The sequence below is a fragment of the Streptomyces sp. NPDC004435 genome, from assembly GCF_042873895.1.
Lineage (GTDB): Bacteria > Actinomycetota > Actinomycetes > Streptomycetales > Streptomycetaceae > Streptomyces.
In genome coordinates this window covers 277628-299190 of the sequence record NZ_JBIAMB010000002.1, presented here as the reverse complement: position 1 = coordinate 299190, position 21563 = coordinate 277628, and the positions used below count along the sequence as shown (strand labels likewise).

General features: G+C 70.5%; 16 protein-coding genes. 9 read left to right on the top strand and 7 right to left on the bottom strand.

Annotated features, from left to right (window positions below):
* Nucleotides 1-89 precede the first annotated feature (89 nt).
* From rplI to rpsF, 4 genes are all read right to left on the bottom strand, one after another.
* Complete coding sequence (rplI, locus tag ACFYT9_RS04565; protein ID WP_319011552.1) at nt 90-536, bottom strand: 50S ribosomal protein L9; 447 nt, start codon at nt 534-536, stop codon at nt 90-92.
* Nucleotides 537-554: 18 nt separating this feature from the next.
* Nucleotides 555-791 carry a 30S ribosomal protein S18 gene (rpsR, locus tag ACFYT9_RS04560; protein WP_005315025.1) on the bottom strand — a complete coding sequence of 79 codons (237 nt, stop codon included), beginning with the start codon at nt 789-791 and terminating at the stop codon, nt 555-557.
* Nucleotides 792-871: 80 nt separating this feature from the next.
* Nucleotides 872-1471, bottom strand: a complete 600-nt coding sequence (locus tag ACFYT9_RS04555) for a single-stranded DNA-binding protein (RefSeq protein WP_389160903.1) — start codon at nt 1469-1471, stop codon at nt 872-874.
* Nucleotides 1472-1543: 72 nt separating this feature from the next.
* Nucleotides 1544-1834, bottom strand: coding sequence for a 30S ribosomal protein S6 (rpsF, locus tag ACFYT9_RS04550; protein ID WP_004950685.1), 291 nt, complete (start codon nt 1832-1834; stop codon nt 1544-1546).
* Between the two features lie 241 nt (nt 1835-2075).
* Between rpsF and ACFYT9_RS04545 the strand changes: the two genes are divergently transcribed.
* From ACFYT9_RS04545 to ACFYT9_RS04535, 3 genes are all read left to right on the top strand, one after another.
* Nucleotides 2076-2390, top strand: a complete 315-nt coding sequence (locus ACFYT9_RS04545) for a hypothetical protein (protein ID WP_376603577.1) — start codon at nt 2076-2078, stop codon at nt 2388-2390.
* Nucleotides 2391-2519: 129 nt separating this feature from the next.
* Nucleotides 2520-3638, top strand: a complete 1119-nt coding sequence (locus ACFYT9_RS04540) for a lipid II:glycine glycyltransferase FemX (RefSeq protein WP_376603579.1) — start codon at nt 2520-2522, stop codon at nt 3636-3638.
* Between the two features lie 96 nt (nt 3639-3734).
* Nucleotides 3735-4766 (top strand): alanine racemase, encoded by a 1032-nt coding sequence (locus ACFYT9_RS04535; RefSeq protein WP_387272058.1) that lies wholly within the window; start codon nt 3735-3737, stop codon nt 4764-4766.
* Nucleotides 4767-4813: 47 nt separating this feature from the next.
* On the opposite strand, the gene ACFYT9_RS04530 is transcribed toward ACFYT9_RS04535, so the two are convergent.
* Together ACFYT9_RS04530 and ACFYT9_RS04525 are read right to left on the bottom strand one after the other, a co-directional pair.
* The gene (locus ACFYT9_RS04530; protein WP_389160902.1) at nt 4814-6367 is read right to left on the bottom strand and encodes a glycosyltransferase family 87 protein; all 1554 of its coding nucleotides are present in this window, start codon (nt 6365-6367) and stop codon (nt 4814-4816) included.
* Nucleotides 6368-6615: 248 nt separating this feature from the next.
* Entirely contained in the window at nt 6616-9516 is a 2901-nt protein-coding gene (locus ACFYT9_RS04525) for a transglycosylase domain-containing protein (protein ID WP_389160900.1), read from the bottom strand.
* Nucleotides 9517-9898: 382 nt separating this feature from the next.
* Between ACFYT9_RS04525 and ACFYT9_RS04520 the strand changes: the two genes are divergently transcribed.
* The 3 genes from ACFYT9_RS04520 (at nt 9899) to ACFYT9_RS04510 (ending at nt 13047) form a co-directional block, all read left to right on the top strand.
* Nucleotides 9899-10573 carry a helix-turn-helix transcriptional regulator gene (locus ACFYT9_RS04520; protein ID WP_376598444.1) on the top strand — a complete coding sequence of 225 codons (675 nt, stop codon included), beginning with the start codon at nt 9899-9901 and terminating at the stop codon, nt 10571-10573.
* 47 nt (nt 10574-10620) lie between these two features.
* Nucleotides 10621-11703 carry an inositol-3-phosphate synthase gene (locus tag ACFYT9_RS04515; RefSeq protein WP_376598443.1) on the top strand — a complete coding sequence of 361 codons (1083 nt, stop codon included), beginning with the start codon at nt 10621-10623 and terminating at the stop codon, nt 11701-11703.
* 84 nt (nt 11704-11787) lie between these two features.
* Complete coding sequence (locus ACFYT9_RS04510; protein ID WP_389160897.1) at nt 11788-13047, top strand: MFS transporter; 1260 nt, start codon at nt 11788-11790, stop codon at nt 13045-13047.
* A gap of 85 nt (nt 13048-13132) precedes the next feature.
* On the opposite strand, the gene ACFYT9_RS04505 is transcribed toward ACFYT9_RS04510, so the two are convergent.
* On the bottom strand, nt 13133-14575 hold the full coding sequence (locus tag ACFYT9_RS04505) for a CCA tRNA nucleotidyltransferase (RefSeq protein WP_376598439.1): 1443 nt from the start codon (nt 14573-14575) through the stop codon (nt 13133-13135).
* Nucleotides 14576-14812: 237 nt separating this feature from the next.
* Here ACFYT9_RS04505 and ACFYT9_RS04500 point away from each other — a divergent pair, with 237 nt between their 5' ends.
* The 3 genes from ACFYT9_RS04500 (at nt 14813) to ACFYT9_RS04490 (ending at nt 21556) form a co-directional block, all read left to right on the top strand.
* On the top strand, nt 14813-17269 hold the full coding sequence (locus ACFYT9_RS04500) for a DUF6049 family protein (RefSeq protein ID WP_389160895.1): 2457 nt from the start codon (nt 14813-14815) through the stop codon (nt 17267-17269).
* Nucleotides 17270-17314: 45 nt separating this feature from the next.
* Nucleotides 17315-19744: a murein biosynthesis integral membrane protein MurJ gene (gene murJ / locus ACFYT9_RS04495; RefSeq protein WP_389160893.1), complete on the top strand. Its 2430-nt coding sequence runs from the start codon at nt 17315-17317 to the stop codon at nt 19742-19744.
* 117 nt (nt 19745-19861) lie between these two features.
* Nucleotides 19862-21556 carry a discoidin domain-containing protein gene (locus ACFYT9_RS04490; protein WP_389160891.1) on the top strand — a complete coding sequence of 565 codons (1695 nt, stop codon included), beginning with the start codon at nt 19862-19864 and terminating at the stop codon, nt 21554-21556.
* Nucleotides 21557-21563 lie beyond the last annotated feature (7 nt).

The following is a 21563-nucleotide window of genomic DNA, read 5'->3' as shown; positions in this document are numbered from 1 at the left end:
TTTCACGTGAAACATGGCGGAAGGGCCGCCCTCCGTCAGGAGTGCGGCCCTTCCTTCTGCGTCGGAGCGCAGAACTGCTGAGCGCAGCGTTACGCGGCAACGACCTCGATGCCGAGCTTCGCGGCGACCTCGGGGTGCAGACGCACGAGCACCTGGTGCGAGCCCAGGGTCTTGATCGGCGAACCGAGCTCGACGCGACGCTTGTCGACCTCGGGGCCACCGGCGGACTTGATCGCCGAGGCGACGTCGGCCGGGGTCACGGAGCCGAAGAGACGGCCGGCGTCGCCGGAGCGAACGGCCAGGCGCACCTTCGTGCCCTCGAGCTTGGCCTTGACCTCGTTGGCCTGCTCGATGGTCGCGATCTCGTGGATCTTGCGGGCGCGGCGGATCTGCGCCACGTCCTTCTCGCCACCCTTGGTCCAGCGGATCGCGAAACCGCGCGGGACCAGGTAGTTGCGAGCGTAGCCGTCCTTGACCTCGACGACGTCGCCGGCCGCACCGAGGCCGGAGACTTCCTGGGTGAGGATGATCTTCATTTTTCGGTCACCCTTCCCTTATCGCGCGGTGGACGTGTAGGGCAGCAGCGCCATCTCACGGCTGTTCTTGACGGCCGTGGCGACGTCACGCTGGTGCTGCGTGCAGTTGCCGGTCACGCGGCGGGCACGGATCTTGCCGCGGTCGGAAATGAACTTCCGCAGCATGTTCGTGTCCTTGTAGTCCACGTACGCGGTCTTGTCCTTGCAGAACGCGCAGACCTTCTTCTTAGGCTTGCGCACAGGCGGCTTCGCCATGGTGTTTCTCCTGTGTGATCAAGAAGTGTGGGGTACGAGCTGCCCCCAGGGCCTCTTCCGGACGGACCGGAAGGGGGTCCCTAGAAGGGGGGCTCGTCCGAGTAGCCGCCGCCGGAGTTGCCACCCCAGCCACCGCCGCCGCCGGCCTGCTGGCCGCCGCCGCCGGAGGAGGAGCCACCGGTGGCCCACGGGTCGTCGGCGGGAGCACCGCCGCCGCCCTGCTGGCCGCCGCCGCCGGAGTTGCCACCCCAGCCGCCGCCGCCCTGCTGGCCACCGCCGCCGCCGAAGCCGCCGCCACCACCCTGGCCACCGCGGCCGGTGGTCTTGGTGACCTTGGCCGTGGCGTTACGCAGGCTGGGACCGACTTCCTCGACGTCCAGCTCGAAGACCGTGCGCTTGACGCCCTGGTTGTCCTCGTAGGACCGCTGCTTCAGCCGGCCCTGCACGACGACGCGCATGCCGCGCTGAAGGGACTCGGCGACGTTCTCCGCCGCCTGACGCCAGACCGAGCAGGTCAGGAACAGGCTCTCGCCGTCCTTCCACTCATTGGTCTGACGGTCGAAGGTACGGGGAGTGGACGCGACGCGGAACTTCGCGACCGCCGCACCGGACGGGGTGAAGCGCAGCTCGGGGTCGTCGACGAGATTGCCGACGACCGTGATGACGGTCTCGCCTGCCATGGGTGAACCTCTCGGCGGGATTGCTTCTGGCTGCTTGCTGCTACTCGGACCCGATTACCTCTGAGCGGAAGCTCAGTGGGTCTCGGGGCGGAGGACCTTGGTCCGGAGGACCGACTCGTTCAGGTTCATCTGGCGGTCGAGCTCCTTGACGACCGCAGGCTCGGCCTGCAGGTCGATGACCGAGTAGATGCCCTCGGGCTTCTTCTTGATCTCGTAGGCGAGACGACGACGGCCCCAGGTGTCGACCTTCTCGACCTTTCCGTTGCCCTCACGGACGACGGAGAGGAAGTTCTCGATCAGCGGGGAGACAGCGCGCTCCTCGAGATCGGGGTCGAGGATGACCATCACCTCGTAGTGACGCATGTGGAACCCACCTCCTTTGGACTCAGCGGCCACGGTCGTTCCGTGGCAGGAGGGTCGTGATGCGTGATGCGACGGCGTCCCAGCTGGGAGTACCAGGGCAGACACCGGCGCAGACCGTACAGAGTACCTGCACATCGCCTTGCGGTTGAAATCCGGCGGGGAGGGGACGCAATCTGTACACATCGGACGTCGGCGGCGCTAGGATGCGCCGCCCTCCGCACGGCACGCCAGGAGGTGCCCCATGGCACAGGCAATGCGACCCGACCCCGGCCACTCCCTCTTCGCGACGGACGGCAAGCCGCACCCGCTCGTGGACACGCTGCTCGCCGTCACGCTGGCGCTGGGCATCCTGTCCTTCGTCACGGCGCAGTTCCACAACCTGCACCTGCTCAGCTCGTGGTCGGGCCTGATCGGCATCCTGACCGGGGCCTACGGGCAGTTCATCTCCGTCACCACCCGCGAACGCTTCTTCCTGATCATCGGCCTCGGCGCCTCGGCGGTGGGCTTCTTCCTCGGCATGGCCCACGGAGGGCTGTTCGGAGGCGTGATCAGCTGACCGGTCGGACGACGCAGAGCACGTCAGGGCCCACGCGGCCCTTCGGGGCGCTCCCCGGTCACAGTAGGCTTCGGCGCGAGAGCCGGAGCCCCTGACCGATGGGGACACACCTGCCGAGGAGCGCCCCGCATGAGCCTGACCCTGAGGACCATCAGCCGAGAGCAGCATCTGGCGTACATCCAGACCCTGCCCGGCGCGAGCCACTGCCAGGTCCCGGCGTGGGCGGACGTGAAGACCGAGTGGCGCTCGGAGAACCTCGGCTGGTTCGACAAGAACGGCGAGCTCGTCGGCGTCGGCCTGGTCCTCTACCGCCAGCTCCCCAAGCTCAAGCGCTACCTGGCCTACCTCCCCGAGGGCCCGGTCATCAACTGGCACGCCCCCAACCTCGACGAGTGGCTCCAGCCGATGCTGGCCCACCTCAAGCAGCAGGGCGCCTTCTCGGTGAAGATGGGCCCGCCGGTCGTCATCCGCCGCTGGGACGCGGCCGCGATCAAGTCCGGCATCCAGGACCCGGACGTCAAGCGCCTCAAGGACGTCCAGGCCACCGAGGTCGTGCCGCAGGCCTTCGAGGTAGCCGACCGGCTGCGCCGGATGGGCTGGCAGCAGGCCGAGGACGGCGGCGCCGGCTTCGGCGACGTGCAGCCCCGCTACGTCTTCCAGGTCCCGCTGGCCAACCGCTCCCTGGACGACGTCCTCAAGGGCTTCAACCAGCTGTGGCGCCGCAACATCAAGAAGGCCGAGAAGGCCGGCGTCGAGGTCGTCCAGGGCGGTTACGAGGACCTCGCCGAGTGGCAGCGCCTGTACGAGATCACCGCGGTCCGCGACAAGTTCCGGCCGCGCCCGCTCTCGTACTTCCAGCGCATGTGGAACGTCCTCAACAGCGAGGACCCCAACCGGATGCGCCTCTACTTCGCCCGGCACAACGGCGTGAACCTCTCCGCGGCGACCATGCTCGTCGTCGGCGGCCACGTCTGGTACTCGTACGGCGCCTCCGACAACATCGGCCGCGAGGTCCGCCCGTCCAACGCCATGCAGTGGCGGATGCTCCGCGACGCGTACGCGATGGGCGCGACCGTCTACGACCTGCGCGGCATCTCCGACTCGCTCGACGAGACCGACCACCTCTTCGGCCTGATCCAGTTCAAGGTCGGCACCGGCGGCGAGGCCGTGGAGTACGTCGGCGAATGGGACTTCCCGCTGAACAAGCTCCTGCACAAGGCGCTGGACATCTACATGTCGCGCCGCTGACGCTCCCCGCGGAGCTTGCGTACCCTCATAGTTCCGCGGGTTTCGTACACATCTCCGACACCCCACCGCAGCCATCAGAAAGGTTCCGGGCCGGCCATGGCGCTCTCCCTCTACGTCGACACCGCTCGCTGGCGGGCGCACCAGAAGACCGTGATCGACCAGTTCCCCGGTCTGATCCCGGTCTGCAAGGGCAACGGCTACGGCTTCGGCCACGAGCGCCTCGCCGAGGAGGCGGCCCGGTTCGGCGCCGACATGCTCGCGGTGGGGACCACGTACGAAGCGGCCAAGATCAAGGACTGGTTCGGCGGTGACCTGCTGGTCCTCACGCCGTTCCGGCGCGGCGAGGAGCCGGTGCCGCTGCCCGACCGGGTGATCCGCTCCGTCTCCTCCGTGGACGGCGTGCACGCCCTGGTCGGCGCCCGCGTCGTCATCGAGGTCATGAGCTCGATGAAGCGGCACGGCGTCCGTCAGGAGGAGCTCGCGCTGCTCGCCTCCGCGATCGAGGACGTGCGCCTGGAGGGCTTCGCCCTGCACCTGCCGCTCGACCGCCCGGACGGCACGGACGCCGTCGAGGAGGTCATCTCCTGGATGGACCGGCTGCGCGCCGCCCGGCTGCCGCTGCACACCATGTTCGTGAGCCACCTGCGGGCCGAGGAGCAGGCCCGGCTCCAGCAGCAGTTCCCGCAGACCCGCTTCCGCGCCCGGATCGGCACCCGGCTCTGGCTGGGCGACCACGAGGCCACCGAGTACCGCGGTTCGGTCCTGGACGTCACCCGCGTCGCCAAGGGCGACCGCTTCGGCTACCGCCAGCAGAAGGCCGCCTCGGACGGCTGGCTGGTCGTCGTCGCCGGCGGCACCTCGCACGGCGTGGGCCTGGAGGCCCCGAAGGCGATGCACGGCGTGATGCCGCGCGCCAAGGGCGTGGCGCGGGCCGGTCTGGCCACGGTCAACCGGAACCTGTCGCCGTTCGTCTGGGCGGGCAAGCAGCGCTGGTTCGCCGAGCCGCCGCACATGCAGGTGTCGATCCTCTTCGTGCCGGCCGACGCGCAGGAGCCCCAGGTCGGCGACGAGCTCACCGCGCACCTGCGTCACACTACGACGCAGTACGACCGGCTCGTCGAGCGCTGAGGCGACGGGCCGGCCGTACGGTCACGCCGTACGGCCGCGCCCTGCGGTCACCCCCGGGAGCCCTCGGCCCCGGGGGTTCCCCATGTCACCAGCAACTCCTGTCCGCCGGTCTCGGGCGCCGGGGCCGCGTGCCGGGCCGGATGGGCCGCCCTGCCCACGGCGTAGGTGTCCGGGGTCCCGTCCAGGACACCGCCCGAGGGGTCGTCCGAGCCGTCGCGCCGGACCGGGTCCTTCTCGGGCGCGAGGACGTCCCGTACGACCATGACGCAGAGGTACAGCGTGCCCAGCAGGTGCAGCACGACCGCGAAGTGGTAGCCGTCGAGCGGCAGTCCCTGCTTGCTGCCGCTCCCGGTGAACGTCAGGTACATCCAGATCCCGAGGAAATACAGCACCTCGCAGGACTGCCAGATCAGGAAGTCGCGCCAGCGCGGCCGGGCGAGCGCGGCGAGCGGCACCAGCCACAGCACGTACTGCGGCGAGTAGACCTTGTTGGTGAGGACGAACGCGGCGACCATCAGGAACGCCAGCTGGGCGAGCCGGGGCCGGCGCGGGGCGGCGAAGGCCAGCCAGGCGAGGCCGCCGGCGGCGAGCACCAGGAGCAGCAGCGCGTACAGGTTGGCACGCTCGGGCGGGATGGGCGTGCCGCTGCGCTGGCCGACGAGCAGCCAGATGGAGCCGAAGTCCACGTTCCGGTCGCGGCTGAAGAGGTAGAACTGCTTCCACCCGTCGGACGCGAGGAGCATCACCGGCAGGTTCACCACGAGCCAGGAGCCCACCGCGCCGAGCAGCGCGGTGCCGAAGGCCCGCAGCCGCCCGCCGCGTACACAGAGCAGCAGCAGGGGCCACAGGAGCAGGAGCGGGTAGAACTTGGCGGCGACGGCGAGGCCGAGCAGGATGCCGGCGGCCAGCGGCCGGGAGCGGGACCACATGAGGATCGAGGCGGCGGTGAGCGCCACGGCCAGCAGGTCCCAGTTGATGGTGGCGGTGAGGGCCACGGAGGGCGCCAGGGCGACCAGCAGGCCGTCCCAGGGGCGGTGGCGGTGCGTCCGGGCCACACAGACGGCGAGGACGGCCGCGCAGACCATCAGCAGGCCGGCGTTGACGAGCCAGTACGCCTGTTCCTGGCCCTGGAGCTCGCCGCCGGGCGTCAGCCAAGCCGCGACCTGCATGAAGAGGCCCGTCAGGACGGGGTACTCCAGGAACGGTATGTCGCCGGGGAGCCGGTCGAAGTACGGCACCAGGCCCTCGGCGAAGCCGCGACCGGCGAACAGGTGCGGGATGTCCGAGTAGCAGGCGTGGGTGTACTGGGAGGTGGTGCCGCGGAACCAGGCCCAGTTGTAGCAGGGCAGCTTCTGCACCATGCCGAGGGCGAACATGCCGATGGCCACCAGGGCGATCACCCGCACCGGAGTGAACTGCCCGCCTGCGGGACCGCTGCCCGGCAGGGCGCGGCGCCCGTAGCGGCCACCGATGAGTTCGCTGCCCGCGGCGGCCACCTCGTCGCGCCGGGTGGGGGCGACGGTCGGGGGCTTCTCCCCGCGCGCTCCGTCCGGCTCCGCGGGCCCGTCCAGGGGACCGCTCGTCTTCTTCAGGCTCGGCATGGGTGACATCCTGCCGTACGCCCCTGGGAATCCGGCCCTGCGACCGGGTCGGGAATCGTGTGCCCGGGGCGGGAACCGGCAGCGGCACCCGTGTTTCACGTGAAACACGGGTGCCGCTGTGGCCGGGCCGCATGTTTCACGTGAAACGCGGAGGGCCGCCGCGACCACTCCGTACGTGCTGTCCGGAGTGGTCGCGGCGGCCCTCGCCGCGCCGGGGTCCCGTCCTTCGGGTCGGAGCCCCGGCGACCTCAGTCGAAGATGCTGCCGCCTCCGGTGGCTCCTTCGGAGGGCTCTCCGCCGGTGTCACCGCCGCTGTCGCCGCCGGCGCCACCGTTGTTGCCGCCGCCGTTGTTGCCGCCGCTCCCGTTGCCCCCGCTGTCGGAGCCTCCCGGTGCGGTGGTCGACTCCGTCGGCGTCGACGTCCCCGTGTCCGTGGGCGTCGGAGCGGTCGTGCCGCCGGTGCCGCCGTTGTTGTTGCCGCCGCCGTTGTCGTTGCAGTCCCAGCCGTCCCAGATACCGCAGGTGGTCTTGCCGGGCGTCGGCTTGGTGGTGGTCGGACGGCCCGTGTCGGTGGGCGTCGGCGGGGGAGTCGTCGTCGGAGCGGTGGTGGCCGTCTCGGTCGGCGTCGCCGTCTCGGTCGGCGTCGGGGTGGGCGTCGGCTTGGGCGTGGCGCCACCGCCGTAGACCGCCTGGGCGTCCGGCAGCTTCTCCGGCTCCGGGAACTCCTCGACGGGCAGGTCCGCCACGGCGTCCGTCATGTAGTCGTTCCAGATCTGCGACGGGAAGGACGAACCGTGGATCGAGTCCTGGCCACCCGTGCCGTACATCTCCAGGAACTCTCGGCCCTTCTTCGTCTCGTCGTCGTCGAAGCGGTACATGTCGATCGCCGTCGAGAGCTGCGGGGTGTAGCCGACGAACCAGGCCGACTTGTTCTTGTCGGTGGTACCGGTCTTGCCGGCCACCTGGCGACCCGGAATAGCGGCGTTCTTGCCCGTGCCGCCCTTGTCCTCGACGACGCTGCGGAGCACGTCGGTGATGTTGGAGGCGATGGCAGTGGAGAACGCCTGCATCGGCGCCGCATCGTGCTGGTAGATGACCTGGCCCTGCTTGAGCACCTTGGTCACGGAGTACGGCTCGTTGCGCTCGCCCTGGTTGGCGAAGGTGGCGTAGGAGCCGGCCATGCGGATCGCGCTGGGGCTGGAGATACCGAGCGAGAAGGACGGAACCTCGCCCTTCACCAGGGAGTCGGGACGCAGACCGGCGGCGATGGCCATGTCACGCACCTTGTCGATGCCGACGTCCATGCCGAGCTGCACGAAGGGGGAGTTGGCGGAGACGACCATGGCCTTGCGAAGGGTGATGTTGCCGTAGCTCGTGTCACCCTCGTTGTTCTGCTTCCACTCCGCTCCTTCCTCGTTGTGCCAGATCTCGCCGCGGTAGTCGCGGACCTTGAGGTCGTCCTTGCCGTTGTAGCGGCTCTTGTCGGGGTCGACCAGGGTCCGCGTGGAGGGGCCCTGCACCGGGTCGCCCTCCGGGTCGCGCACGCCGTCCTTCATCGCGGCGGCGAGCACGAAGGGCTTGAACGTCGAACCGACCTGGGCACCGGTGGTGTCGGCGTTGTTGGTGTAGTGCTTGGTCGCGTCCTGGCCACCGTAGAGCGCCACGATCTTGCCGCTCTTGACGTCCACGGACGCTCCGCCGAACTCGACGTGGGTGTCGTCGTCCGGACGCTTCTTCTCGTCGATGTACTCGTCGTAGATCTTCTTGACCGAGTCCTCCATCGCCTTCACCTTCTTCTTGTCGAAGGTGGTGTGGATCTCGTATCCGCCCAGATCCAGAGCCTCGGCGCTGATGTCGTACTTGCTGCGGAAGTTGGCCTTCGCGGTGGCGACCAGGTAGCCGATCTGGCCGCTCAGCTGCGCGTCCTGCTTCGGCTTCTGGATCTTCGGCAGTGTCGTGTACTTCGCCCGCTCGTCCGCCCCGATCTTCTGGTCCTTGACCATCTCGTCGAGGATCCAGGTCCAGCGCTCGGTGAGGCGGGCCAGGTTGTTCGCCGGGCTGGCTTCGGGGTCGACCTCGGGGTAGCCGGCCGGGTCGAAGTACGTGGCGCCCTTGAGCACGGAGGCGAGCACCGCCGACTCGGAGGCGTTGAGGTGCTTGGCGTCCTTGTTGAAGTACGCGCGGGAGGCGGCCTGGATGCCGTAGGCGCCGCGGCCGTAGTAGGCGGTGTTGAGGTAGCCGGCCAGGATGTCGGGCTTCTCGAGTTCGTTGCCGACCTTGATGGAGATGAAGAGTTCCTTCACCTTCCGGGAGAGGGTCTGCGACTGGTCGGCGAGCAGGCCGTTCTTCACGTACTGCTGGGTGATGGTCGAGCCACCCTGGGTCTCGCCGCCCTTCGCCATGTTCCACACGGCGCGGCCGATGCCCATCGGGTCGACGCCCCAGTCGTCCCGGAAGGTCTTGTTCTCGGCCGAGATCACGGCCTCCTGCATGACCTTCGGGATCTGGTCGATTCCGACGATCTGGCGGTTCTGGCCCGCGCCGGTGGCGACCATGCGGGTGCCGTCGGCCCAGTAGTAGATGTTGTTCTGCGAGGTCGCGGTGGCGTCCACCTTGGGGATGACGACCTGCGAGTACGCGATGACCGCGCCGCCCATGAGGAGCGCGCAGAAGAACAGGAACGTACCCGTCACGAGCTTCCAGGACGGCATCCAGCGACGCCAGCCGTCCTTGTCGTGGCGCGGGTAGTCGATCATCCGCTTCTTGCCCGGCGGACGACCGCCCGGGCCGCCACCACGGCCGCCACCGCCGCCGCCTCCACCGCGACGGCCACCGCCGCCACCGGGCCCGTTCGGTCCACCCGGACCGGCCGCGGGCGCGCGTCGGCGACCGCCCCGCTGGGCGGCGCGCCGGGCCTCCGCGCGGCCGCCGTACGGACGCGCCTCCTCCCCGTGGGAGGACGACTCGGCCCCCCCGTACGCGCCGGAAGCCCCGTAGGGGGCCGGCGATCCGTACGGGGGCGTCCCCGTACCGGTGTCATGGGCCGGGGCCGACCTGCGGCCGGCCGGCTGCTGGGCGGCGCGTCGTGCCGCCGCGCGGCCGCCCGTCGGCGGCTCCTGCGACGGCATTCTGCGACGGTGCTCGCTCATCGAACGACTACTCCTCGGGCAGGCGTGTACGCCTGGAAGCGGCAGTTGAGTTCCGGTCCCCCCGAAATGCGCACGACCGGAGCCCATGGAAGGCCCCTTTCGTATCGCAGCCGGTCACCCGCTGCACTGACGCCCCAGCGCGGCTCCTGGTTCCCGGTGGTGTGCATGCCGCACAGACTACGCACGGCCAAAACCCCTCTTGCGCCGGAGTTCACCCCAAATCAGGCAAGTCGCACACGGTGAATTGACGATGTGACGCCGGTCACGGCACTCCTACTTGTCGGACCTCTCGGGCCGTTCTATCGTCATGATGTATCGAGTCGATACATCAGCACGGCATAAAGACTTCCCAGGGCGGACCGCAGGACGGAGGAGGCGACGGATGAGCAGACGCTCCGGCATCCTCGAGTTCGCCGTTCTCGGCCTGCTGCGCGAGGCCCCCATGCACGGCTACGAGCTGCGCAAGCGCCTCAACACCTCGCTCGGCATCTTCCGGGCGTTCAGCTACGGGACGCTGTACCCCTGCCTCAAGACGCTGGTCGCCAACGGCTGGTTGATCGAGGAACCGGGCAGCGCCCCCGAGGAGGCCCTCGCCTCGTCACTCGCAGGACGCCGGGCCAAGATCGTCTACCGGTTGACGCCGGAAGGTAAGGAGCACTTCGAGGAGCTCCTCTCCCACACCGGCCCCGACGCCTGGGAGGACGAGCACTTCGCCGCCCGCTTCGCGTTCTTCGGCCAGACCGAGCGCGAGGTGCGGATGCGGGTCCTCGAAGGCCGCCGCAGCCGGCTGGAGGAGCGCCTGGAGAAGATGCGCGCCTCGCTGGCCCGGACGCGCGAGCGCCTCGACGACTACACGCTTGAGCTCCAGCGCCACGGAATGGAGTCCGTGGAGCGCGAAGTGCGCTGGCTGAACGAGCTCATCGAGAGCGAACGGGCGGGGCGCGACCAGCGCCCCGGCCCCGACGTTCCGCACGACAACGATTCTGGAGAGACGGGCGGCCTGCCCCGGCACGGGGGCAGTACCCGGCCGGATCCGTCCGATGACACCACCAAGTGAAACCCTGCGACAGCAGGGCTTCCACGATCACACAGGGAGCAACCGGAATGGGTTCGGTTCGCGTAGCCATCGTCGGCGTGGGCAACTGCGCCGCGTCGCTGGTGCAGGGCGTCGAGTACTACAAGGACGCCGACCCGGCGACCAAGGTGCCCGGCCTGATGCACGTCCAGTTCGGCGAGTACCACGTCGGTGACGTCGACTTCGTCGCCGCCTTCGACGTCGACGCGAAGAAGGTCGGCCTCGACCTCTCGGACGCCATCGGCGCCAGCGAGAACAACACCATCAAGATCTGCGACGTCCCGAGCAAGGGCGTCACGGTCCAGCGCGGCCACACGTTCGACGGTCTCGGCAAGTACTACCGCCAGACCATCGAGGAGTCCGCCGAGGAGCCGGTCGACGTCGTCCAGATCCTCAAGGACCGCCAGGTCGACGTCCTCGTCTGCTACCTGCCCGTCGGTTCCGAGGACGCGGCGAAGTTCTACGCCCAGTGCGCCATCGACGCCAAGGTCGCCTTCGTCAACGCCCTCCCGGTCTTCATCGCCGGCACCAAGGAGTGGGCGGACAAGTTCACCGAGGCCGGTGTCCCGATCGTCGGCGACGACATCAAGTCGCAGGTCGGCGCGACCATCACGCACCGCGTGATGGCCAAGCTGTTCGAGGACCGCGGTGTCCGCCTTGAGCGCACGATGCAGCTCAACGTCGGCGGCAACATGGACTTCAAGAACATGCTGGAGCGGGACCGCCTGGAGTCCAAGAAGATCTCCAAGACGCAGGCCGTCACCTCGCAGATCCCGGACCGCGAGCTGGGCGAGAAGAACGTCCACATCGGCCCGTCGGACTACGTGGCCTGGCTGGACGACCGCAAGTGGGCGTACGTCCGCCTCGAGGGCCGCGCCTTCGGCGACGTCCCGCTGAACCTGGAGTACAAGCTCGAGGTCTGGGACTCCCCGAACTCGGCCGGCGTCATCATCGACGCCCTGCGCGCCGCGAAGATCGCCAAGGACCGCGGCATCGGCGGCCCGATCCTCTCCGCGTCCTCGTACTTCATGAAGTCCCCGCCGGTGCAGTACTTCGACGACGAGGCCCTGGCCAACGTCGAGAAGTTCATCAAGGGCGAGGTCGAGCGCTGACCCTCCGAGGTCCGATGCGTTTCACCTGACGAGGGTCCCCGCGGCACTGCCCGGGGACCCTCGCCGTATGTGAGTCTTGCTGCCATGTCCGTCGTACGTGATCTGCGCGTACTGCTGCGCCTGCGCGACTTCCGTCGCCTGCTCGCCGTCCGGCTGCTCTCGCAGTGCGCCGACGGCGTCTACCAGGTGGCCCTGGCCACGTACGTCGTCTTCTCCCCCGAGAAACAGGCATCCGCGACCGCCATCGCCTCCGCCATGGCCGTGCTCCTGCTCCCGTACTCCCTCGTCGGCCCCTTCGCGGGAGTCCTCCTCGACCGCTGGCCGCGCCGCCAGGTCTTCCTGTACGGGAACCTCCTCCGCGCCCTGCTCGCCGGCGGGACCGCCGTGCTGATCCTCGCCTCCGTCCCGGACTGGCTCTTCTACGCCTCCGCCCTCTCCGTCACCGCCGTCAACCGCTTCGTCCTCGCGGGGCTCTCCGCCGCGCTGCCCCGGGTCGTCGACGAAGAACGGCTCGTCGTGGCCAACTCGCTCTCGCCCACCGCCGGCACCCTCGCCGCCACCGTCGGCGGCGGCCTCGCCTTCGGCGTCCGGCTGCTGGCCGACGACTCCGACGCGGCCGTGGTCGCCTTCGGCGCCGTCCTCTACCTCTGCGCCGCGCTCGCCTCGCTGCGGATCCCCCGGGCGCTGCTCGGACCCGACCCGGACCAGGTCTCCCCCCGGATCTCCACGGCCGTCGTCACCACCGCCAGGGGCCTCGCCGCCGGGCTGCGCCATCTCTCGGAACGGCGCCCGGCCGCCCGGGCGCTCACCGCCGTGGGGCTGATGCGCTTCTGCTACGGCGCCCTGCTCGTGACCGTGCTCATGCTCTGCCGGTACGCCTGGAGCACCACCGAGTCCGAGGGGCTGGGGCTGCTGGGAATCGCCGTCGCCGCCTCCGGCGCCGGCTTCTTCGCCGCCGCGGTGCTCTCGCCCTGGGCGGTGGGGCGGTTCGGGCCCTTCGGCTGGATGACCCTGTGCGCGGGCGCGGCAGCCGTCCTCGTACCGGTGCTGGCGCTGCCCTTCGCGCCCACGCCCTTCCTCGTCGCCGCGTTCGTCCTGGGGCTCATCACCCAGGGGGCGAAGATCGCGACCGACACCGTGGTGCAGACGAACGTGGACGACGCCTTCCGAGGGCGGGTCTTCTCCCTGTACGACGTGCTCTTCAACGTCGCCTTCGTGGCGGCGGCCGGGGTCGCCGCCCTGATGCTGCCGCCCGACGGCCGGTCTCCGCTGCTGATCGCTCTGGTGGCGGCCGGGTACGCGGCCATCGCGCTGCTGCTGCGCGGAGAACGCGCCCGGGGGTGATGTTTCACGTGAAACACCGGCTGTGAAGCACCGGCGGGGCCGCGGTGGCGCCCCCCGTCCGGTGTTTCACGTGAAACATGGCGCGTCAGTCGCGCGCGGCCCACCATTCCTTGAGCGCGGCCACGGCCTGCTCGTACTCCATCGGCCCGTTCTCCAGCCGCAGCTCCAGCAGGAACTTGTACGCCTGCCCGACGGCCGGCCCCGGCTTGATCTCCAGGATCTGCTGGATCTGGTTGCCGTCGAGGTCCGGACGGATCGAGTCCAGCTCCTCCTGCTCCTGGAGCTGGGCGATGCGGTCCTCCAGGCCGTCGTAGGCGCGGGAGAGCGCGGTCGCCTTGCGCTTGTTGCGCGTGGTGCAGTCCGAGCGGGTCAGCTTGTGCAGGCGGGAGAGGAGCGGGCCGCCGTCGCGGACGTAGCGGCGTACGGCCGAGTCGGTCCACTCGCCCGTCCCGTACCCGTGGAAGCGCAGATGCAGCTCCACGAGCCGCGAGACGTCCTTGACCAGCTCATTGGAGTACTTCAGCGCGGTCATGCGCTTCTTGGTCATCTTGGCGCCCACCACCTCGTGGTGGTGGAAGGAGACCCGGCCGTCCTTCTCGAAGCGGCGGGTGCGCGGCTTGCCGATGTCGTGGAGGAGCGCGGCGAGGCGCAGCACCAGGTCCGGGCCGTCCTCCTCCAGGTCGATCGCCTGGTCGAGGACGGTCAGGGAGTGCTCGTACACGTCCTTGTGCCGGTGGTGCTCGTCGCTCTCCAGCCGCAGCGCGGGCAGCTCGGGGAGGACGTGCGCGGCGAGACCGGTGTCGACGAGCAGGCCGAGGCCCTTGCGCGGGTGCGCGGCGAGCAGCAGCTTGTTCAGCTCGTCCCGCACGCGCTCGGCCGAGACGATCTCGATCCGGTCCGCCATCTCCGTCATCGCCGTGACGACCTCGGGAGCGACCTCGAAGTCGAGCTGGGCGGCGAAGCGGGCCGCCCTCATCATGCGCAGGGGGTCGTCGGAGAAGGACTCCTCCGGGGTGCCCGGGGTCCGCAGCACACGGGCCGCGAGGTCCTCCAGGCCGCCGTACGGGTCGATGAACTCCTTCTCGGGGAGCGCCACGGCCATCGCGTTGACGGTGAAGTCACGCCGGACGAGGTCCTGGTCGATGGAGTCGCCGTAGGAGACCTCGGGCTTGCGGGAGGTGCGGTCGTACGCCTCGGAGCGGTACGTCGTGACCTCGATCTGGTAGCCGTCCTTCTGCGAGCCGACCGTCCCGAAGGCGATCCCCACCTCCCAGACGGCGTCGGCCCAGGGGCGGACGATCTTCAGGACGTCTTCGGGGCGGGCGTCCGTGGTGAAGTCCAGATCGTTGCCGAGCCTGCCGAGGAGGGCGTCCCGTACCGAGCCTCCGACCAGGGCGAGGCGGAATCCGGCCTCCTGGAAGCGGCGGGCGAGGTCGTCGGCTACAGGGGACACGCGCAGCAGTTCGCTGACGGCGCGGCGCTGCACCTGGCTCAGTTCGGTCGAGGTGTCTTCGTTGGCGTTCGGCACAACAGAAAAGGGTACGGGCACCGCTCCGTCCCGACGCCCCCGTTTTCCCGGCGGCCCCGTCCGGTCCGGGCCCGGGGCGCCTGTGGGGTTCCTGTGAAAACAGTCCTCTCGGGGGTCATCGGCTGGAGGAGTCCCCGGCACTCGGCCCCGCCGTGCCTCGTTACCATGCCTGGACACGGCAACCGGGCACCACTGGCATCACCGGCACCACCGACAACGACGAGGACGGGCGAACGCGTGGCTGAGGCGGCAGCTTTCCAGGGAACCGGTCGCTCCCCTGCCCGCCGATGGCTGCGGCGCACCCTCACCGTCGCCGTCGGAGCACCGCTCCTCGCCGGCCTCCTCCAGAACCCCTCGGCGTCGGCTCAGGCAGCCGAGGAAGGCCCGGTCTCCCGCACCGTCGATGTGTCCATCGACACGCTCGCGCCGAGCGCCCCGGTCGAGGGGGACACCGTCACCGTCACCGGGACGCTGACCAACCGAGGCAAGCGGGCCATCACGGACGCCACGGTCAACCTTCGGGTCGGCCCGAGGATGGAGAGCCGCAGCGAGATCGACCAGGTCGCCCGGCGGAAGGGTTTCCGCTCCGACAGCGACCCGCGGCCGCTGGACGCCGTCCCCGAGATCGACATCCCCCGGCTGGACGTCGGGGTCAGCCGCGACTTCCGGATCTCCGTGCCGGTCTCGAAGCTCGACCTCGACGACGAGGGCGGTGTCTACCAGCTGGGCGTCTCCCTCACCGGGCAGACCTCGGACCAGCAGTACGACCGCGTCCTCGGCATCGAACGGACCTTCCTGCCGTACCAGCCCGAGCCGACCGACAAGCGCACCCAGGTCACGTACCTCTGGCCGCTGATGTCCTCGGCCCACATCTCGGCCGACACCGCCTCGGACGACCAGCAGACCCCCGTCTTCCAGGACGACGACCTGGCCGAGGAGCTCCGCCCCGGCGGCCGGCTGGACGAGCTGGTCACGCTGGGCCAGGGCCTCCCGGTCACCTGGGTGATCGACCCGGACCTGCTGGCCTCCGTCGACGCCATGGCCAACGGCTACCGCGTCAAGGACGGCACCGGGCACACGGCCGGCACAGAGGCGAACAGAAAGCTGGCGGAGCGCTGGCTCGGCATGCTGGAGAAGGCGGTGCAGGGCCGCAAGGTCGTCGCGCTGCCCTTCGCCGATCCCGACCTCGCCTCCCTCGCCCACCGCGGCAAGACCGTCCCCGGCTCGTTGCAGCACCTCCAGTCGGCGACGCAGCTGGCCGGACCGACCGTGGAGACGATCCTCCACGTCCAGCCCGCCACCGACTTCGCCTGGCCCGTCGAAGGCGCCGTCGACCCGTCGATCATGGCGGTCGCGACCTCGGCCGGCGCCCGCAAGGTGATCGCCCGCAGCGACAGCATCCAGGACGACGGCCTCCCGTACACGCCGACCGCGGCCCGCCCCCTCGGCGGCGGGACCACGGCGGTGGTGAGCGACGCGGAGCTGTCGACGGCCTTCCAGGGCGACATGGTCCGGGCCGAGACCTCGACGCTGGCCGTCCAGGAGTTCCTGGCCCAGACCCTCGCCATCACCCTGGAGCAGCCGCAGGACCAGCGCAGCGTCGTCGTCGCCCCGCAGCGCCGGCCGAGCGTGGCCCAGGCCCAGGCGATGGCCTCCGCCGTACGCGGTCTCGGCGCCAAGCGCTGGACCCAGCCGCTCGACCTGGTCGCCGCGGCCGCCGCCAAGCCCGACCCGGACGCCTCCACGACGGTGCCGCGCGCCTCGCAGTACCCGAAGAAGCTCCGCGACAGCGAGCTGCCGGTGCAGGCGTTCCGGGACATGAAGACCACCCGCGACGAACTGGACGACTTCAAGGTCATCCTCACCGACGCGACGAGGGTCGTCCCGCCGGTCGGCAACGCCATCAACCGCGAGATGTCCGCCTCCTGGCGCGGGCGCGCGCGCGAGGCGGCGATCTACCGGGTCGAGGTCGAGGACGTCCTCCAGCGGCTCACCAAGGGCGTCCTGCTCGTCGACAAGTCCGACCTCACCCTCTCCGGCCGCAGCGCCACCATCCCCGTCACGGTGCAGAACAAGCTGCTCCAGGACGTGGAGGGGCTGGTCCTGCGCCTGACGTCCAGCAACGGCACCCGTCTGAAGGTCGACGGCGAGACCTCGGCCGAGCTGCCCATCACGGTCCGCGCCGGGCACAGCCAGTCGGTGAAGTTCCCCGCCTCGGCCAACGCCAACGGCCAGGTCTCGATGACCGCCCAGCTCTACACCGTGGACGGCACCCCCTACGGTTCGCCGATGACCTTCTCCGTGAAGGTCTCCGAGATGACCCCGACGGTGATGCTGGTCATCGCCGGCGGTGTGCTGCTCCTCGTCCTCGCCGGCGTCCGCATGTACAGCCAGCGCAAGCGCCTGGCCGCCCGCGCCGCGGAGACCGAGGCGGAGGCCGACCCCGAAGCCGGCCTGGAAGCCGACCCCGAAGCCGGGGGCGGGACGGAGCCGGTCAAGGTCCCGGTGCCGGCGTCCGAGGCGGATGCGCGGCAGGAGTCCCCGGCCGGGGAGGCGCTCGCCGCGCCCGGTCCCGCGAACGACCGGTCCGGCGCCGACACGGCGGGCGGAACCGAGCACCCGAGTGACCCGGACACGGACACCGGCCCCGAAAGCGGCGACCCGTCGGGCCCGAGTGAGAAAGTGGACCGTTGAGCGATGTCGTGGCCGGTCGGCCGGGGACGATGAGGTGGGGTATCCATGAACGCGCCGTACGACGCTGACCGCGGCCAGGGTGCGGGCGGCGCCGCGCCGTCCGGCGGTACGCCCCCGGCACCCCCCGCGCGCGACGGGCAGCCCGTACCGCCGCCCCCGCCGCACGGGCAGGAGCAGCACCCCGGGTACCCGCAGCAGGACCCGTACGGGCAGGCTCCCCAGCACCCTCAGGGCAGGGCCGCTCAGGGGCAGAGCCCGCACGAGCAGACCCCGTACGGGCAGGCTCCCTACGGACAGAACCCTCAGGGGCAGACTCCCTACGCACAGGCCCCCTACGGGCAGAACCCGTACCCCGCCCCGGCGCAGCCCCCGGCCACCGCGCCCTCCGAGAACCCTTACGCCGAGAACCCGTACCCCCAGGACCCCTACGTCCAGGACGCCTACGCCCACGACCCCTACCGGGCGCAGGACCTGTCCGCGCAGGACCCGGTGACCGAGGCGCTCTACGACCGCGCCGCCCACCCGCCGCCACCGCCGGGCACGTACCCGGAACCGCAGCCGCTCTACCAGCAGCCGACCGCGCCCCACCACGCCCCCGACCCCCGGGTCTGGGCCCACACCCCGGCGCCCGAGCCCGACGGCCCGTCCCGCCACCTCCCGTACGGCGACGACGCCCGCACGGTCCAGTTCACCGGCGTCGACGACCTGGTGACCCGGGCGAGCGAGGAGGAGCGGCCCGAACAGGACGCCTTCGCCCACCTCTACCGGGACCAGCAGGGCCAGGGCCAGGTGCCCGCCCCCGCCGCGGAGCCCGACCCGCTGCCCGCTCCCGCGCCGAAGAAGACCGGCCGCGCCTCCGGGCTGCTGAAGTCGAGCGCCGTGATGGCCGCCGGCACGCTGGTCTCCCGGCTCACCGGCTTCGTCCGCTCCCTGGTCATCACCGGCGCCCTCGGTGCCGCGCTGCTCGGCGACACCTTCACCATCGCGTACACCCTGCCGACGATGATCTACATCCTGACGGTCGGCGGCGGTCTCAACTCGGTCTTCGTGCCGCAGCTCGTCCGCTCGATGAAGGACGACGAGGACGGCGGAGAGGCGTACGCCAACCGCCTGCTCACCCTCGTCATGGTGGCGCTCGGCCTGATCGTCGTCGCCGCCGTCTTCGCGGCGCCGGTGCTGATCCGGCTGATGTCGAACACCATCGCCGACGACGCCGCCGCCAACAGCGTCGCGGTGACCTTCGCCCGCTACTGCCTGCCCACGATCTTCTTCATGGGCGTGCACGTGGTGATGGGCCAGATCCTCAACGCCCGCGGCAAGTTCGGCGCGATGATGTGGACCCCGGTCCTCAACAACATCGTCATGATCATCACCTTCGGCCTGTTCATCTGGGTGTACGGCACCTCCGCCGAGTCCCACATGGGTGTGCAGACCATCCCCGACGAGGGCATCCGCCTCCTCGGCATCGGCACCCTGCTCGGCCTCGTCGTCCAGGCGCTCGCGATGATCCCGTACCTGCGCGAGGCGGGCTTCCGCTTCCGGCCCCGTTTCGACTGGAAGGGCCACGGCCTCGGCAAGACCGTCAAGCTCGCGAAGTGGACGGTCCTCTTCGTCCTCGCCAACCAGGCGGGCGTCCTGGTCGTCACCCAGCTCGCCACCGCGGCCGGCGAGGAGTCGGGCAGGAACGGCGCCGGCTTCCTCGCGTACTCCAACGCGCAGCTGATCTGGGGCATGCCGCAGGCCATCATCACGGTCTCCGTCATGGCCGCCCTGCTGCCCCGGATCTCCCGCGCCGCCAGCGACGACGACCCGGGCGCCGTCCGCGACGACATCTCCCAGGGCCTGCGCAATTCCGCCGTCGCCATCGTCCCGGTCTCCTTCGCCTTCCTGGCCCTCGGCGTGCCGATGTGCACCCTGCTGTACGCCTCCAGCGGCGTCGAGGCGGCCCAGGGCATGGGCTTCATCCTGATGGCGTTCGGCCTCGGCCTGATCCCGTACTCCGTGCAGTACGTCGTCCTCCGCGGTTTCTACGCCTACGAGGACACCCGGACGCCCTTCTACAACACGGTCATCGTCGCCGCCGTCAACGCGGCGGCCTCCGCGCTCTGCTACGTCGTGCTGCCCGCCCAGTGGGCCGTGGTCGGCATGGCCGCCTCCTACGGCCTCGCGTACGCGGTCGGCGTCGGCATCGCCTGGCGCCGGCTCAGCAAGCGCCTCGGCGGCGACCTGGACGGCTCCCACGTCCTGCGCACCTACGCCCGGCTCTGCATGGCCTCGTTGCCCGCCGCAGTGGTGGCCGGCGCCGTCGGCTTCGGCCTGCTGAAGCTGCTCGGCGAGGGCGCCCTCGGTTCGCTGGTCGCGCTCGTCGTCGGCGGCGCGGTGCTCCTCGGGGTCTTCTTCGTCGCCGCTCGACGCATGCGGATCACCGAGCTGAACACCCTCGTCGGTATGGTGCGGGGCCGTCTGGGACGCTGATCCCGTCCTCCAGGACAACCATCGGGGGGCACCGTGTGTCGTGCATAGCGTCCGACTGTGGGCACAATTGGCTTGGCTGTTGGATGTGGCGCAACGGATGGGGAGGCAGGAACGACGGTGGCGGAACGTAGCACGGCTGCCGTCGACGTGGCCGACAACAGCGGTGACGACCCGCTGACCGCGCAGGCGGACACGGCCGCGACCGACGGGGTGGCGGAAGAGCGCAAGACGGCGGAGGGCCCCACCGGGGCCCCCGAGCAGAAGGCGGACGAACGGAAGAACGGCGAACAGCCCTCCATCACAGCGCCCGAGCTGCACAGCGGCCACAAACTGGCCCGGCGCTACCGGCTGGAGGAGTGCGTCACCCGTCTGGACGGCTTCAGCAGCTGGCGTGCCGTCGACGAGAAGCTGCGGCGGGCCGTCGGCGTGCACCTGCTGCCGGCCGACCATCCGCGTGCCCGCTCGGTCCTGGCCGCCGCCCGTTCGGCGGCCCTCCTCGGTGACCCCCGGTTCGTCCAGGTCCTCGACGCCGTCGAGGAGAACGACCTGGTGTACGTCGTCCACGAGTGGCTCCCCGACACCACGGAGCTGACCGCGCTCCTGGCGGACGGCCCGCTCCAGGCCCACGACGCCTACCAGCTCGTCACCCAGGTCTCCCAGGCCATGGCCGCCGCGCACCGCGAGGGCCTGGCGCACCTGCGGCTCACCCCGAGCGCCATCCTGCGCAGTTCCACGGGCCAGTACCGCATCCGCGGCCTCGCCGTGAACGCCGCCCTGCGCGGCATCACCGCCGAGCGCCCGCAGCGCGCCGACACCGAAGCGGTCGGCGCCCTCCTGTACGCGGCACTCACCCAGCGCTGGCCGTACGAGAACGACGCCTACGGCCTCTCCGGGCTGCCCAAGGGCGTCGGCCTGATCCCGCCGGACCAGGTGCGCGCCGGCGTCCACCGGGGCCTCTCCGAGATCGCCATGCGCGCCCTCGCCAACGACGGGGCCACCGCCTCCCGGCAGGAGCCGCCGTGCACCACGCCGGACGAGCTCGCCAAGGCCGTCGCGGCGATGCCGCGCGTCAAGCCGCCGGAGCCGGAGTTCCAGGCCCCCGCCGAGTACCAGCGCACCACGTACCAGCAGGGGACGTACGGACGCCCTCAGCCGCGCCCGATGCCCACCCAGCCGATCCCGGTCCCGCCGGCGCCGCTGGAGAGCCGCACCGGCAAGGCGCTGAAGTGGGCCGTGGGCGCCCTGCTGATCGCCGCCCTGGGCCTCGGCAGCTGGCAGATCGCGGACCGGCTCCTGCCGCGCGACAACCCGACCACCAACAACCCGGCACCGGCGCCGCAGGCCGAGGAGAAGCCCGAACCGCCGAAGCCGCTCACCATCGCGTCGGCGGACGACTTCGACCCGCCCCCAGGAGGAAACGGCGAGGAGTACCCCGAGGCCGTGGGGAACGCCTACGACGGCGACCCGAGCACGTTCTGGCACACCAAGAACTACTTCGGCGCGGGCTTCGCCAATCTCAAGTCCGGCGTCGGAATCGTCCTGGACCTGGGGTCGGAGCAGAACGTCAGCTCGGTCGATCTCTCCTTCGTGGGGCACACCTCGGTGGAGATCCGCACGGCGCCCACCGGCGCGTCCGCCGCGCCGTCCACGGCGGAGGGCTTCACCACCCAGGCCTCCAAGTCCGGCACCGACGTGAAGGTCGAGCTGCCCAAACCGGTCACGACCCGCTACGTTCTGGTCTGGCTGACGGAGCTCCCCCTCGTCGAGGGCCAGTACCGGGGCCAGCTGAGCGAAGTCAAGGTCATGGGCTGACGACGAC